We start from the raw sequence: 14,261 nt of genomic DNA on the forward strand, positions 1-14,261 counted from the left end.
AACAATGTGCCCGTGCTTGCCACCCGCCCATCGGCTCAGGATAGATTGAGTCAATGAGCGCTGAGCAGACCTCGTTGACTGGGCGGGCACGGATCCACGCCGCGCTCGGCGACCCGGTCCGCCTGGCGATCGTGGATGCCTTGTGCCTGGGCGACGCCTCACCCGGGGAGATCGCCCGCGACCTCGGTCTGCCGACGAACCTGGTCGCGCATCACGTCAACGTCCTCGCCGAAGCGGGGCTGGTGGAACGCGCCCGGTCGGAGGCCGACCGGCGCCGCACCTACCTGCGGCTGGTCCCGGCAACCCTCGCCCTGCTGCGCCCGCCCCGGCTGCCGGAGGCGGACCGGGTGGTGTTCGTCTGCACCCACAACTCGGCCCGCTCCCAACTGGCCGCCGCGCTGTGGCGCGAGCGCACCGGCGGCCCGGTGGCCTCGGCCGGCACCCACCCGGCCCCGCGAGTTCACCCGAAAGCCGTGGCCGTGGCCCGCCGACACGGGCTGCGCCTCGACCCGGCCGGCACCACGCACGTCGCCGACATTATCGACACCGGCGATCTGGTCATCGCGGTGTGCGACAGCGCCCACGAAGACCTCACCAGCGGCACCGCCCGTCCCCGACTGCACTGGTCGGTGCCCGACCCCGTCCGGGTCGGCACCGACGCGGCCTTCGAGGCCGCCTACACCGACCTCGCCGGACGTATCGACCGGCTCACCTCCGCCCTCCCGGGAGACCCGTCATGACCGACCTCAGCGCCGCCCCGTCCTGGCGACGCGACCTGTCCATCGACCAGCAACTCGCCCTCACCACCGCCGCGACCCGCCTCGCCGCCGAGTTCGACGGCATCTACGGCACCGAGACCATCGAACGGTTCCTGCACTCCAGCTACGACCAGTTCGCGCCCGCCAGCATCCCGCACTTCCTGCCGCTACTCGCGGAACGCTTCGCCCGGCAACGCCTGCAAGCCCTGGCCCGCGTCGAAGGCCACCACCGCGACGGTAAACCTGTCGTGCTGTTCCTGTGCACCCACAACGCCGGCCGCTCCCAGATCGCGCTCGGGTTCTTCACCCACCTCGCCGGCGACGCCGCGATCGCCTGGTCCGGTGGCTCCGAACCCGGCACCGAGATCAACACTGCGGCCGTTGCCGCGATGGCCGAACGCGGCATCGACATCTCCGGCGAGTACCCCAAGCCCTGGACCGACGAAGTCGTCCGCGCCGCCGATGTCGTCATCACCATGGGCTGCGGCGACGCCTGCCCGACCTTCCCCGGCACCCGCTACCAGAACTGGGACGTCGACGACCCTGCCGGCCTCGACGTCGCCGCCGTACGCCCGATCCGCGACGACCTCGAACGCCGCGTCCGGGCACTGCTCGAAGACCTGCACGTACCCGCCCGCTGACCCGCACCGTTCGGGGGCGTGGCAAAGGCCGTGCCCCCACCCCCGCACCCTTGGAGAACCCGTCCTCATGAATCCTGTTGCGACCTGGCGGCGCCTGCTCGCCGAGTTCGCCGGCACCGCACTGCTGGTCACCGCCGTCGTCGGCTCCGGCATCATGGCCACGCAGTTGTCACCCGGCAACGTCGGCCTGCAACTGCTGGAGAACTCGACCGCGACCGCGTTCGCCCTCGGCGCGCTGATCCTCACCTTCGGGCCCGTGTCCGGGGCACACTTCAACCCGGTCGTGTCCGCCGCGGACTGGTGGCTCGGCCGCCGCCACGGCACCGGCCTGACCGCGGGCGACCTCGCCGGCTACACCGTCGCACAGATCCTCGGCGCCATCAGCGGGTCGATCCTGGCCAACGCGATGTTCGACCTCGCCCCGGTCAGCATCTCCACCACCACGCGGTCCGGGGCGCACCTGTGGCTGGGCGAGGTCGTCGCCACCACCGGCCTGCTCCTGCTGATCTTCTCCCTCGTACGCTCCGGCCGCGCCTCCGTGGCACCGGCCGCGGTGGGCGCGTACATCGGCGCGGCGTACTGGTTCACCTCCTCCACCAGCTTCGCCAACCCGGCAGTCACCATCGGCCGCATGTTCAGCGACACCTTCGCTGGTATCGCCCCCGCTTCCGTGCCCGCCTACGTCGGCGCCCAGGTTGTCGGCCTGCTTGTCGGCCTCGGGCTGATCGCCGCGCTGTACCCGCACGCGGGTATCGCCGCGGACGCCGTCGTCGTCCCGCACGCCAACAGCGATCCGGCTGCCGAGCCTGCTCGCAGCTCAGCGTGAGTACCTCTGTCGACCACACCGTCGCGGCCCCCGGGTTCGCGGCGACGTCCTTGCCCGCGTATCGAGATCATCATCTGACAGGAGTCAGCAAGCCATGAGTCACAAGCCGTCCGTCCTGTTCGTCTGCGTCCACAACGCCGGCCGCTCCCAGATGGCCGCCGGGTGGCTGCGCCACCTCGCCGGTGACCGGGTCGAGGTCCGCTCTGCCGGCTCCGCCCCCGCCGACACCGTCAACCCCGCCGCCGTGCAGGCCATGGCCGAAGTCGGCATCGACATCACCGACCAGCGGCCCAAGCTCCTGGAGGTCGACGCCGTGGAAGCCTCCGACGTCGTGATCACCATGGGCTGCGGCGACGCCTGCCCGATCTTCCCCGGCAAGCGGTACGAGGACTGGAAGCTCGAGGACCCCGCCGGGCAGGGCATCGACGCCGTCCGTCCGATCCGGGACGAGATCAAGAACCGGATCGAGAAGCTGCTCGCCGATCTGCTGCCGGTGAGCCGGCCGTGACCGGCACCCGCGGCCTGATCATCATCGGCTCCGGGCCGGCCGGGTACACCGCCGCCCTGTAGGCCGCCCGCGCCAACCTCAACCCCCTGGTCATCGAGGGCGTCCAGGCCGGTGGCGCGTTGATGACCACGACCGAAGTGGAGAACTTCCCGGCCACCCCGACGGCATCATGGCCCCGCTCTCATGGACGCCATGCGTAAACAGGCCGAACATTTCGGCGCCGAGTTCCTCACCGACGTCACGCGCGTCGACCTCACCGGTAGTGGAGTCGGGTCCGAAGCCGTCAAGACGGTGTACGTCGGTGCCACCGCGTACACCGCCCGCGCGGTCATCCTGGCCACCGGCTCCGCGTGGCGCCCGCTCGGCGTGCCCGGCGAGCAGGAACTGCTCGGCCATGGCGTCTCCTCCTGCGCCACGTGCGACGGGTTCTTCTTCCGCAACCAGCACATCATCGTGGTCGGCGGCGGCGACTCCGCCATGGAGGAAGCCACGTTCCTGACCCGCTTCGCCGCGTCCGTCACGATCGTGCACCGCCGCGACGCCTTCCGGGCCAGCAAGGTCATGGCCAGCCGCGCCCTGACCAACGAGAAGATCACCGTCGAATGGAACAGCGTCGTCGAGGAAGTCCTCGGCGATGGCGGCACGGTCGTCGGTGCCCGGCTGCACCACCTGCACACCGGCCAGACGAAGATCCTCGACGTCACCGGCGTCTTCGTCGCCATCGGCCACGACCCGCGCAGCGAACTGTTCCGCGGTCAAGTGGAGTTGGACGACGCCGGATACGTGCAGGTCGCCCACCCTGGCACCCGTACCAGCATCCCCGGGGTGTTCGCCGCCGGAGACCTGGTCGACCACACCTACCGACAAGCCATCACCGCCGCCGGCACCGGCTGCGCCGCCGCCCTCGACGCCGAACGCTACCTCGCGGCACTCCCGCCAACGGTCACCGCCGTGCAGGCCCCAACCGCCGCCAAGCCGGTGCCCACACCGCAACCGGCCTGACCCATCCCGGCCCATGCGTCGCAGCGGCGACCTGTCCCGGCACCGGCACGCCGCCGCTAGACCGGCCGCGCCGCCGGTCGGGCAGCGGCGCGGCGCATCGGGCCAATGGCGGCGACAGCCGCCGCGTACATCACCAGGCCGTAGGCCAGCACCGTCAGAATCACCCGGCCGGGGTCGGGAGCGAACGCGGCGACGAACAGCGCCAAGGACAGATTGCGCACCGTCGTCGTCATCGCCACCGCACCCCGGCCAGACGCCGCCCCCAGGCCAGGACTGGCGTACGTCGCCAGGCCGACCGCCACCACAGCGGCGATCACGGCATACACAACCAGCGGCACCTCACCCAGGCGGTGCGCGTTGGCGAGGAGAGACCACAGCACGATCCCAGCCAGCAGCACATCGGCAATGCGCCGAGCCACCGCATGCACCCGTACGGCGAGCTGCGGGCGGCGGGCGCGCAGCCACATCCCCACCCCGAGGGGTACGAGCTGCCCGACCAGGCTGCCCGCGACGAGCAGTACCGCATCTACGGTCGGCAGGGCCGCGAGCCCGATCTCCCACCGCACTTCGGCGACCGTCAGCCAGGCGGGCAGGATCACCAGACCGGCCACGGCAAGCACGGCCTGCAGGCTCACCGCCAGGGCCGCATCGGCGCGGGCGTGGTGAGCCAGCAGCGCCCCGGACCCACCACCGGGAGCCGCCGCCGCCAACACCACACCGACCACACCCGGCCCCGACACGTCGAACACGGCGAGCAGCAACACGGCCAGCCCCGGCATCACCAGCGCGTTCGCGGCCACCGCCACGGCGACGGGCGCGGGACGCCGCAACACCCGCGCCAGCCCGGCGAGGTCCACGGTGGTGCCGACCGCCAGCATCGCCGCGATCAACAACGCAGCGAGGACCACGCTGGTGAGGCTCACCGCGCCTCGACCGGTACCGCAGTGCGCACCCCGGCCGCCAGTCGTCGCACGACGTGCTCCGCGTCGCGGCCCACCCCGCGCAGCGTGGCCGAAGCGATGCCCCGCTGCCCCTCCAAACCGACGTAGCCCAGGCCAGCCACCGTGGTCGACACGCCCCGGTCGTGAAGCGGCCGCCCGGTGGCATCCAAGGCGCCGCCCCCGTCGAGTCCGGCGCAGTCCGCCAGATGCGTCGCCTGGGGCCGGTAGCCGGTGGCCAGCAGCAGCACGTCGACCGGTTCCGACGTCCCGTCGGCCCACACCACCCCCTCCGGGGTGAGCTGGGTGAACATCGGCCGCCAGTCCGGCCGCCCGGCAGCGATCGCGGCCCGGTACCGGCCGTCGTCCAGCACCCGCACGGTCTTGCCCCGCAGCAGCCGCCCCAACGGCAGCCGTTCCACACCAGTGCGGTGCAGCCACTCATGCAGGTCCCGACCGAGCGGACGCTGCGGCATGAACCGCACCGGCGCGCGGGAGGCAAGAGTCACCGCGGCAACCTCAGCCAGCTCCACCGCGATCTGCACCGCCGAGTTGCCCGCCCCCACCACCACGACGCGCCGCCCGGCCAACGGCACCGGCCCCCGGTACTCGGCCGAGTGCCACACCGTGCCGGCGAACGCGTCCAGCCCCGGCAACGCTGGCCGGTACGGTGCGCCGAAGCCACCCGCGGCCGAAATCACCAGCCGGGAAACGAACTCGCGGCCATCGCTGGCCCGGGTCACGAAACCGTCGGCCGTGCGAGTGACCGCGACAGCCGGCGTGTTCACCTCGATCGGCACGCCCAGCCGCTGCGCGTAGGCACCCAGGTAGGCGACCACCTCATCCCGGGTCGGATACCGGTCCGGATCCCCGCCGAACGCCAGGCCGGGCAGCTCGCTGAAGCGCGCCGGAGAGAACAGGGTGAGGCTGTCGTAGTAGCGCGACCACGACCCGGTCGGCGACCCGCCAGCCTCCAACAACAGCGGCTCCAGGCCATGGCGGCGCAGCGCCCACGCGGCGGCGAGACCGGCCTGACCGGCGCCGATGACAACAGCGTCGAGGAGACTCATGCCCACCATCATATCGTCATTCCATGGATTTGCGATATGACGATGTGAGATAGGATCGGCCACGGAGGTCTTGATGCCCGACACCCCGATACTGACCGAACGCACCCGCGAGTTCCTGCGCGCCCTCGCCAGCGAGAACCGCCAACAGGTCCTCCTGCTGTTCACCGACGGACAACCCCGCAGCGTCGGACAGATCGCCGGAGAACTGGGCATCGGCCAGTCCACCGCCTCCGAACAACTCGCCGCACTGCGCCGCGGCGGCATCGTCCAGGCCCGCCGCGAAGGCAAGACCGTCTACTACTGCGCCGACCGCGACGGGATCATCGCCGCCATGGACGAACTCCAGGCGATCCTGCGGAGCTGCTGCCCACCCACCTGACCGACGTGGGTTCGGGCTCCGCCCGCGCAATAGGCGCTCACTTGCCCGGGTGGCGTTGCCGCGTCCTTCCTTCAGCGCTGATTGCGCAGTTGACTCGTGGTTTGATGAGGGTGGTCGGCGCGGTGTGGTACCGCAGGACACCGAGCACCAGTGGCCCCAACGCAGCCATGGCCGCGATCACCCCGGCCAGCAGGAGCAGGGCGGCGGCGAGCCTCGTCGCCGATCATCGCCGGCCTGCTTGGGTGCCCGACGCGACAAGGTGGCTACGCACAGCCGGGAGCGTCGGCAGGAGAATCAGGAGCACCCCGGTGGTGCCGTAGACCACTTGAAGGGCCGACGTCTCGGGGAGATAGGCAAGCTCCAGTGCGATCCACACCACTTGACCGAGTCCGAGCAGCAGGCCGGCCGCCCAGGACCAGTGCTGACCCGTCGGCCTCTCAACCACGGACAACCAGGCCCAGGCCGGACGGCGGACGACGCCGTACGCGGTGATCAAGGAACCCGCGCCGAAGATCAGGCCGAGGACCAGACCCGGAATTGTCCACGTGGCGACCACTGGGATCTCATCGAGCCAGTTGTCCGGAGGCGTGAACCCGGACAGCATGGCGATAGCACCGCCGAGCGCGCTGACGCCGAGGAAGACGAGGACGGCGGCGAACGTCCACACGGCCGCCGGTCGATGCTGATGGGCCCGCACGAGCGGAGTCATGGGAACCGACATGATGATCTCCCCTCCATCACCAGTAGAACCGCGCCCCGCGGTGGCGGCCCAGGGCGGAAGGTCCCAGAACCGGCGTGTTGTTGCGCTCCACTTTTCCCAGCACACCTCGGCCGCTTTGGACCGTCCGACCGGACAGGACCATTGGCCTCGGGTCGGAGGGCTGGCGGCCCTGCCAGCATGCGTATCGGGCGTCGACTATCACGGCGTGGTGGCAACCACAGGATCTGGCATCGCGCCCGCAGGGAGGCTGTGATGAGTCGACACGTCGGCCGGTACCTGGTGATCGCCGCGCTCACCGGATACAGCGCCCTGCAACTGCTCGGCCGACGCGCCGGAGCGACCGCCGCGGAATGCCGGGCGGTGCTGCCCGGCGACGAGATCGTTGCCGAGCCGTCGGTACACACCGACCACGCCATCACCATCGGCGCCCCGCCAGACGCGGTATGGCCATGGCTGACCCAGCTCGGGTGGCATCTTGGCGGCTACTACACCCCGCACTGGGTCGACCGGCTGCTGTTTCCGCAGAACTGGCCGAGCCTGGACCACCTCGACCCGTTGCTGGTGCGTGACCTCCGCGTGGGCGACGTGATCCCGGATGGTGCACCCGGCACCGCTTGGTATGTCGTGGCCCAGGCCAACCCGCCGCACACGCTGGTGCTGCACTCCACCACTCACATTCCGCCGGCCTGGCGGGATCGCGGCAGCGCCGCGATCGACTGGACCTGGGTCTTCCGGTTGTCGCCGCGGGCCGGCGGACGTACCCGGCTCCACCTGCGGGTCCGCGGCCGCACCACGCCGTGGTGGCTGACTGCCGCCTACCACACTGCGATCGTGCCCGCCGACTTCGTCATGGCGATGGGCATGTTGCGCGGCATCCGACGGCGGGTGGAGGCCGGCCGTCCCGCGCGCCGCTCGGGACGCAGCCCGCTGGCGGCGGGTACGTCCGCGCACGGGTAGGCCATTCCCTCGGAACAGAACAAGACATGCCGGTACGCCCTGGCTCAGTCGGGGGTGCCGAGCGCGTTGTCGAGGAATCCGGCGACCTGGGCCTCCCATCCGGCCGGGTCGGCCGCCAGGGTATGGGTGTGTCCGGCCGCGGGCACGTTCCAGGTGCGTACCCGGCTGGGCGCAGCGGCGTGCAAGTCGGCGGCGGCGTTGGCCTCGTCGGGCCTGGTACCGGCGGTGATGAGCAGGAACGGGCTGCGGGCGGCGGCGGCGTCGTGCAGAGTCGTCGGCAGCGCGGCCGGGGTGAGCAGGTCGGTGAGCGTGTAGGTCAGCCGGTCGATACCGCGTTGCAGCTGGCCGTCCAGCCCGTGCGGCAGCCAGCGCGACTTGTCCGCCGCGGTGCGCCCGGTGACGCCTTCGGCGACGACGGCGCGGATCCGTGCGTCGGCGGCGGCCGCGCCGATCGCCTCCTCACCACCCATGGACAGCCCGAGCACGCCGATCCGGCTCGGGTCGACACCGGGCTGGCGGGTCAGGAAGCTGATCGCGGCGGTGATGTCGCGATTGCCGTATCAGCCGAGGTCCATGCCGCGTCCGCCGCTGTGACCGTGCCCGCGCGCATCGACCAGCAACAGCCCATAGCCATGGCGTGCGAGCACGGCGGCCTGCGGCAGGGTGTCGGTGCGGGTGCTGCCGGCGCCATGCCGCAAGACCAGGGCCGCGCCGTTGACAACGGGGACGTACCAGCCGGACAGTCGCGCGCCGTCGCTCGTGGACATGATGACGTCGATGCAGCGCATGCCGAAATCCGCCGGGCTCGCAGCTCCCAGCGCCGCGCGCGGCAGCGGTCATCGTCGGCCGGGCGGGGGATCGGCGTCAACCCGGTGACGATGCTCGGCTCGGTGAGCCGGGCAATGGTGCAGCACGCCGACTGCCCGGTCTTCCTGGCCAGCTGATCGCCCGCCGGTCCGGGCGGATCGCCCGTGCGGTATGCGAACAGGCGCAGGGGAGGAGGTGCTGACAACAACGGCCACCGCGGCGGAAGATTGCCCTGCCTGACCCCGATGGCCGTCGACGAATGAACGCCTGGCATCAAATGACGTAGCGATGTCTCCATTGAGTAGAGGGCCGCACCTCTCCCATCGGTTTGATGGGCTCAGTTGGAGCGATTACGGACTACCGGCAGATTGCCACACCGTGATCGCATGTCCGAAGGAGAGGGTCATGCCAAGCAACGAGTTCGACGGCAGCATCAAGCTGGTTTACATCGCCGATCAGAACACCTTCTTCGCATCCGACACGGTGGGCAATGGGCAGCCCTTCGACGTCATCGGCAATGTTGAGATCGGCAAGGAACTGATGCATAACGTCGAGGATGAGAAGCTGTTCATCTCGGTCGTCAACCTGAACAAGTCGGCTGTTCTGGCGACTGCCAGCAAGTCGGCCCACTGATCTGCGGAATGTAGCGGCGTCCCATTGCTGGCATGGGTACGCCGCAACACCGACGAGACCTCGTCGCGGCGCCGGTCTGCTCAGACGGCTGATCGGGTCCCCGCGACGAGGTCTCGCGCTGGAAAGATCCCCCAATGGGATGGGCTACCTGCAGAAATCCCGGCTATTGTTCAGCGGACAAGGTCGGGACGCTCGGTCACTCGGATCGCGTTGATGATTGTGCCGCCTCGGCGGTTGACGAGCCGGACGTTGAGTTGTCCGTCGGTCACGGTGACCGTCAGGGTGCGGTCGAGGGCGGTGAGGCTGCCGACGGCGCCCGCCACGTCGAGGGCCGGTATTTCCAGCCGATCCTCGACGATGACGTCGAAGAGCCGGGTGTTCGGCAGTCGGGGCTGGAGTTCGGCGAACTTGAGGTCGATTCGGTATACGCCGTTGGGTACGCCGTCGAACCGGTATTCGTATGCCCGTTCCCGCTGGTGTCGGTAGAGCGGCTGGTCGGCGGTGCCGTTGATGGTTCGTAGCGTGGAGTCCACGCGGTCGACGGTGGTCAGGTAGCCGAATCCGCCCGGTGTGTAGGCCCGGTCCGGTTCCCACCGGTCCTGCCCCGTGTCTGTGTAGGACCCGCCGCCGGCGTTGAGGGCGGCCTGGTATTTCGGGACGACGAGCGTGATCGGTACGGTGAGTGTCGGGTCCCGTCCGCTGTCGCTCTGCACGAAGATCGTGGCGCCGTACCGGCCGGGTGCCAGGCCGGTCGTGTCGACGTTCACGGTCAGCTGCCGTTGCTCACCGGGCGCCAGGGTGCCGGTGGCGGGGGTGACCGTCAGCCACGGCACGTCGGTGAAGTTGGGCATCCCGCTGTCAATGAGCGACACCGTCGACGGGGAGCCCTGGGAGACGTACCAGAGGTTGCCGCCGGGGTCGGTCTCCAACCCGCCACCCGTGTAGGCGTTGGTGTCCGGCGGGGCCAGCGTGCTGAGTGTCTCGCAGGTGTCCGGGTTGAGGGAGTAGATCCGGTCGGTCTCGCTGTTCGTCGCCATCCACAGGCGCCCGAACGCGTCGTTCCAGCTCAGACCGGAGATGGTGCGGTCAGCCGGTGAGCACTGCCCGATGAGGGCACCCGCGTCGGGGTGGCCGGGCCCCTTGATGTGGTAGATGACGCCCTCGTTCCAGCCGCCGATGTAGAAGCTGTCGTCGTCGGCTCGGTAGGCCAGGCCCCGCTGTGAGATGCGGGTCCAGTCCGGCCCGGTGATGTGCTGCTCCACAGTTCCGGTGCGCGGGTTCCAGCAGTAGATCCCGTTGTCCGCGCCGACGGCGACCTGGCAGACCATCTGCCGTGCGGGAAGGTAGGCCATGTCGGCCGCCCACTGCCCGGACCAGGGCGTCGGCCAGCCCTCGCTGCGCGGGGTGCCGTCGAGGGTGAAGCTGCCGTTGCGGACGCCCGGCCCGTCGGAGATCCAGATGTTGGAGCGCTCCTGGCCGATGCCCCAGCCAATCTGCAGGCCGGTGGCGGGCCAGGACGCCAGAACCTCCCCGACGGCTGCCGGTGCGGCGGTCGACCGGACCGTGGCCGGCAATCCGCGACTGGTCCGGGCGTCGGCGTCGAACGCGGCAGGGCGGTTCACCCGCGCAGGGCTGAGCGCCGCGGCACCGCCCGATTCCTTGATCTGCCAGTCGGAGGCGACGACGCCGGTGTTGCCGAGGGTGAGCGTCCGTTGCCGCTGTTGCCCGGCCGGCGCGACGATCTGCAACGGTACTGCCGTCACGGTGACCCGGGCGGTCCGGAGACTGAAGTCGCGCACGACGATTTCGCCTTCCCGCTCCAGGCTCACCTGGGCCTGCCCGCTCTGGTAATGGTCGCGCTCGGCGCGCAGCGTGGCGGTACCCACATGCATCCGCAGCTGGTACCGGCCGGCGTCGTCCGTGCGGCTGCTGCGCTGCGGTTGCCCCGACTGGACGACCGTGACCTGGGCGCCCGCCACCGGGCCGCCGTCGTTGGCATCGGTGACCGTGCCGCGCACCATGCCGGTGCCGGGCACGTGAATGAGGATCGCGGTGTCGTCGGCGAGGACCTGCTGGTCGGAGGAGTACTGCAGGGCGGAGGTGCCCTGTTCGTTCTCGATCCCGACGGTGGCAGATGCGCCGCGCTCCGCCGGATCGTCGCCGATCCCGCGGTACTGCAGCACGATCTGCCCGTTCTCGTGGAAGACGATCTCGGCGGTGACCCGGGCGTTCGGGCCGGTTCCCAGGATCCAGACATCGCGCCACTCGACCGCGAAACGGCGGTCCGGCGCAGTGCCGGTCAGCCCGGTACGCACGGTGGCTCCGTCACTGACGACCAGGTCGTCCCAGAAGGCGTACACGGCGCCGTTGGGTTCGTCGGTGTTCGGGATCGGCTGGTTGCCCAGGATGGGCGCGGACGAGGTGAAGCTGACGAAACCGTTGGTCGTGACGTACCCGTCGACGTGCTGCTGGTCGTACAGGGTCACTGGGAAGGGCAACGTCAGCGGGGCGCTGGCGTCGTCGCCCTGCAGCGGCAGCACCGTGTCCGTGTCGACCCAGTCCGGGGCGACCGTCTCGCAGACGTGCCCCGCATCGTCCGAACGGTGCGGCATCGTCACGTCGGCGATCTCGTCGTCGAACACGTGCACGTGGACCCGTTGGGGCAGGAGGCAATGGCCGCGCGCGACGCTGAGGTCGTACTCGCCGTCGGGGACGTCGGGAATCCGGAATGCGCCCTGCGCATCTGTGCTCACCGCGGGCAGCGGCGTGTCGACCAGATGCACGGTCGCGCCCGACACCGGTGCTCCGGTGTCGTCGTCCACGTTCCCGCTCACCACGTGCCGCGCGGCGACCTCGAGGTCGAAGTCCTGCGAGGAGGTGACCTCCTCGGTGATGTCCACGCCGGCCTCCTGGGGCCGGTAGCCGAACGCCCAGGCGGTGACGGTGTAGCGTCCGACGGGCAGGCTAGGCAGCGCGTAGCTGCCCTGGGCGTCGGACCGCGCGGTGCGGGTCTGCGGGCCGGTCGCGGTGATCGTCGTGTCGGGCAGCGCCTGACCGCCGGACCGTACGGTCCCTGCCAGACCGCCCACGGGTCCGCGCGGTGAGCGCGTCACGGCCTCGTAGGCGTCGAGGCGTCCCTCGCCGAAGACGTTGTTGTCCTGGGGTATGCCGCCGCACTGCTCGTTGTCGGTGTCGACCGCCGACTGATCCAGCAGGGCCGTGGTGGTGGTGACGTCCCCCGGCAGTGCCCGCGCTGCCGACCACATCAGCGCCACCGTCCCGGTGACATGTGGTGTCGCCATGGACGTGCCCGACCAGGCCTCGTAGCGGCCACCGGGCACGCTCGAGCGAATGTCCTCGCCGGGCGCGGCGATGTCGGGCTTGACGCGACCGTCCAGGGTGGGACCACGACCGCTGAACCAGCTCGCGTTGTTCCCGGCGTTGAAGGAGCCCACCGCGTAGGTGTTGTCGTAGTCGCCGGGAGAGAAAGCCGTGTTGCAGTTCCCGTCGTCGTTGCCGACGGCGAAGGTGGCGAAGATGCCGGCGGCGCGCCAGGTGGCAACCATGTCGGCATAGAACGGGTCACCCTGCCCGTTCGATCCCCACGAGTTGTTGATGATGTCCGGGGCCAGGTCGGGCCTGGGATTCGCGCCGGACAGATCGGTGGGCGCGACCATCCACTGGCCTGAGGCCAACAGCGCGGACAGCGAGCAGTCATTGGTCTCGCACCCTTTTGCCGCGATCCATCTGGCCCCGGGCGCGACGCCGGTCTCGTTGCCGGCACCGTCGTTGCCGAGGACGGTGCCGAGCACGTGCGTCCCGTGGCCCACGTTGTCGCAGGGTGTCTCGGACGGATTGCCGCAGACGTACGAAGGATCGAACCAGCTGTACTGATGGTCCAGGGTGCCGGGTGTGCCCGGCGCCGGGGCGCCGCGGTACTGCCGGGCGATGGCGGGGTGGTCGTACTGCGCTCCGGTGTCGATCGTGCCGACCACGATGCCGTCACCCCGGACCCCGTAGGTCTGCCAGACCTCGGGTGCGCGTACCCGGTCGATGTTCCACTCCGTGCCTCGCGTGCCCGCCGCCTTCTTGGCGACCGGCTGCACCACGTGGTAGCTGCGGTCCGGCACCACGTCGCGGACCTCCGGCCGCTGCCGCAGCTCCGTCATCAGATCCTTCGTCCCGGTTACCTTGATCGCATTGGTGATCCAGTACGCGGTGAACGCGACGTTGCGGTCGGTGAGTAGGCGCCGCAGCCCGGCCTGACTGTTGTCGGCATTGGCTTTCGCCGTCTCGTACACGTAACGGGTGCGGTCGGCGTGCCGCGCGCGCGTCGGTGCGCTGCGCAGATCCGGCCGACTCTTGAGCAACACGAAGAATGTCGAGGTGGGGCCCGGCGTTCCGGATTCGCGGGTGGCTGCCGCGGCGGGCGCTCCCAGGCTCAGCGGCATGGCCAGGATCGCGGCCAGAAACGCGATCCAGGCCAACCGCGGCGGCGGCTTTGCGGTGAGTCTCATGATGTCCCCTTCCGCTGACGGACGCACACGGCCGGCATGCGCCATCGACCACTGTCAGTGGCCCAGCGACCAGCCTGAGCAATCCCGTCGCGAGATCCGTAGGGACTGAAGACCGTACGTGCCGCCGATCTACCCTTATTCGTCAGAAGGGCAATGACCTGCTTAACAATCGAATTGGGGAGTTCGTAATGTTTCAGCGAGAAAGGCGTCGGAGGTTGCTTCCCGCAAGAGGCCTTCGTCCCGCATATGCGGGCACTTATGCCCATGTATGAATTGCCGCGTAGCCTTTCTGCCGGGCCACACTCTCTGGCAGGCGCTCGCGCAAAGCGCCTGCCAGTTGGGCATACGGATGCCAGCTCCGAGTTGCGTCGAGTCGTATTCCGCATCTGGCGCACTTTCCGGAACTTGCTTACCTGGGAATTTCGGGGAGAGTCTAGAGGCGCTACCGAACTTTGACTTCTGGCTTCGCCCATATTTGTTCGCGACGTCATCGCCGCCGCCCGC

General features: G+C 69.9%; 13 protein-coding genes and 1 pseudogene. 8 read left to right on the top strand and 6 right to left on the bottom strand.

What is annotated here, in order from left to right:
• Positions 1 to 53: 53 nt before the first annotated feature.
• The 5 genes and pseudogenes from EV385_RS26015 to trxB all read left to right on the top strand — a co-directional run.
• Positions 54 to 740 carry an arsenate reductase/protein-tyrosine-phosphatase family protein gene (locus EV385_RS26015; RefSeq protein WP_130511814.1) on the top strand — a complete coding sequence of 229 codons (687 nt, stop codon included), beginning with the start codon at positions 54 to 56 and terminating at the stop codon, positions 738 to 740.
• The gene (locus tag EV385_RS26020) at positions 737 to 1,399 is read left to right on the top strand and encodes an arsenate reductase ArsC (protein ID WP_130511815.1); all 663 of its coding nucleotides are present in this window, start codon (positions 737 to 739) and stop codon (positions 1,397 to 1,399) included. The genes EV385_RS26015 and EV385_RS26020 overlap by 4 nt, the downstream gene beginning before the upstream one ends.
• A 67-nt stretch (positions 1,400 to 1,466) precedes the next feature.
• Positions 1,467 to 2,225 (top strand): aquaporin, encoded by a 759-nt coding sequence (locus EV385_RS26025; RefSeq protein WP_130511816.1) that lies wholly within the window; start codon positions 1,467 to 1,469, stop codon positions 2,223 to 2,225.
• A gap of 94 nt (positions 2,226 to 2,319) precedes the next feature.
• Positions 2,320 to 2,733 (top strand): arsenate reductase ArsC, encoded by a 414-nt coding sequence (locus EV385_RS26030; protein ID WP_130511817.1) that lies wholly within the window; start codon positions 2,320 to 2,322, stop codon positions 2,731 to 2,733.
• Positions 2,730 to 3,672: pseudogene (trxB, locus tag EV385_RS26035) on the top strand (thioredoxin-disulfide reductase); the annotation flags it as partial. The gene EV385_RS26030 and the pseudogene trxB, both read left to right, overlap by 4 nt.
• 119 nt (positions 3,673 to 3,791) lie before the next feature.
• Here the strand turns inward: trxB and EV385_RS26040 are convergent.
• On the bottom strand, positions 3,792 to 4,658 hold the full coding sequence (locus tag EV385_RS26040) for a hypothetical protein (protein ID WP_130511818.1): 867 nt from the start codon (positions 4,656 to 4,658) through the stop codon (positions 3,792 to 3,794).
• Positions 4,655 to 5,743, bottom strand: coding sequence for a flavin-containing monooxygenase (locus EV385_RS26045; protein ID WP_130511819.1), 1,089 nt, complete (start codon positions 5,741 to 5,743; stop codon positions 4,655 to 4,657). Before EV385_RS26045 ends, EV385_RS26040 begins: the two co-directional genes overlap by 4 nt.
• 73 nt (positions 5,744 to 5,816) lie before the next feature.
• Between EV385_RS26045 and EV385_RS26050 the strand changes: the two genes are divergently transcribed.
• A complete protein-coding gene (locus EV385_RS26050; protein ID WP_130511820.1) occupies positions 5,817 to 6,122 on the top strand; it encodes an ArsR/SmtB family transcription factor in 306 nt (101 codons plus the stop codon).
• A gap of 223 nt (positions 6,123 to 6,345) precedes the next feature.
• On the opposite strand, the gene EV385_RS26055 is transcribed toward EV385_RS26050, so the two are convergent.
• Positions 6,346 to 6,843 (bottom strand): hypothetical protein, encoded by a 498-nt coding sequence (locus tag EV385_RS26055; protein WP_130511821.1) that lies wholly within the window; start codon positions 6,841 to 6,843, stop codon positions 6,346 to 6,348.
• A 252-nt stretch (positions 6,844 to 7,095) separates the two neighbouring features.
• On the opposite strand from EV385_RS26055, the gene EV385_RS26060 reads away from it, so the two are divergent.
• Entirely contained in the window at positions 7,096 to 7,800 is a 705-nt protein-coding gene (locus EV385_RS26060; RefSeq protein ID WP_130511822.1) for an SRPBCC family protein, read from the top strand.
• A gap of 44 nt (positions 7,801 to 7,844) precedes the next feature.
• On the opposite strand, the gene EV385_RS26065 is transcribed toward EV385_RS26060, so the two are convergent.
• Both EV385_RS26065 and EV385_RS26070 read right to left on the bottom strand, forming a co-directional pair.
• The gene (locus tag EV385_RS26065; RefSeq protein ID WP_130511823.1) at positions 7,845 to 8,345 is read right to left on the bottom strand and encodes an acyl-CoA thioester hydrolase/BAAT C-terminal domain-containing protein; all 501 of its coding nucleotides are present in this window, start codon (positions 8,343 to 8,345) and stop codon (positions 7,845 to 7,847) included.
• Between the two features lie 15 nt (positions 8,346 to 8,360).
• Positions 8,361 to 8,588: a serine aminopeptidase domain-containing protein gene (locus EV385_RS26070; RefSeq protein WP_130511824.1), complete on the bottom strand. Its 228-nt coding sequence runs from the start codon at positions 8,586 to 8,588 to the stop codon at positions 8,361 to 8,363.
• A gap of 424 nt (positions 8,589 to 9,012) precedes the next feature.
• Here EV385_RS26070 and EV385_RS26075 point away from each other — a divergent pair, with 424 nt between their 5' ends.
• Positions 9,013 to 9,240, top strand: a complete 228-nt coding sequence (locus tag EV385_RS26075) for a hypothetical protein (RefSeq protein WP_130511825.1) — start codon at positions 9,013 to 9,015, stop codon at positions 9,238 to 9,240.
• A gap of 170 nt (positions 9,241 to 9,410) precedes the next feature.
• On the opposite strand, the gene EV385_RS26080 is transcribed toward EV385_RS26075, so the two are convergent.
• On the bottom strand, positions 9,411 to 13,757 hold the full coding sequence (locus EV385_RS26080) for a S8 family serine peptidase (RefSeq protein ID WP_165449597.1): 4,347 nt from the start codon (positions 13,755 to 13,757) through the stop codon (positions 9,411 to 9,413).
• Positions 13,758 to 14,261: the final 504 nt, after the last annotated feature.

The organism is Krasilnikovia cinnamomea, from assembly GCF_004217545.1.
Taxonomy (GTDB): domain Bacteria; phylum Actinomycetota; class Actinomycetes; order Mycobacteriales; family Micromonosporaceae; genus Actinoplanes; species Actinoplanes cinnamomeus.

Coding starts and splice junctions, on each gene's coding strand:
- EV385_RS26015 (WP_130511814.1), top strand. CDS start 54: ATGAGCGCTGAGCAGACCTCGTTGACTGGGCGGGCACGGATCCACGCC.
- EV385_RS26020 (WP_130511815.1), top strand. CDS start 737: ATGACCGACCTCAGCGCCGCCCCGTCCTGGCGACGCGACCTGTCCATC.
- EV385_RS26025 (WP_130511816.1), top strand. CDS start 1,467: ATGAATCCTGTTGCGACCTGGCGGCGCCTGCTCGCCGAGTTCGCCGGC.
- EV385_RS26030 (WP_130511817.1), top strand. CDS start 2,320: ATGAGTCACAAGCCGTCCGTCCTGTTCGTCTGCGTCCACAACGCCGGC.
- EV385_RS26045 (WP_130511819.1), bottom strand. CDS start 5,743: ATGAGTCTCCTCGACGCTGTTGTCATCGGCGCCGGTCAGGCCGGTCTC.
- EV385_RS26050 (WP_130511820.1), top strand. CDS start 5,817: ATGCCCGACACCCCGATACTGACCGAACGCACCCGCGAGTTCCTGCGC.
- EV385_RS26055 (WP_130511821.1), bottom strand. CDS start 6,843: ATGTCGGTTCCCATGACTCCGCTCGTGCGGGCCCATCAGCATCGACCG.
- EV385_RS26060 (WP_130511822.1), top strand. CDS start 7,096: ATGAGTCGACACGTCGGCCGGTACCTGGTGATCGCCGCGCTCACCGGA.
- EV385_RS26070 (WP_130511824.1), bottom strand. CDS start 8,588: ATGCGCTGCATCGACGTCATCATGTCCACGAGCGACGGCGCGCGACTG.
- EV385_RS26075 (WP_130511825.1), top strand. CDS start 9,013: ATGCCAAGCAACGAGTTCGACGGCAGCATCAAGCTGGTTTACATCGCC.
- EV385_RS26080 (WP_165449597.1), bottom strand. CDS start 13,757: ATGAGACTCACCGCAAAGCCGCCGCCGCGGTTGGCCTGGATCGCGTTT.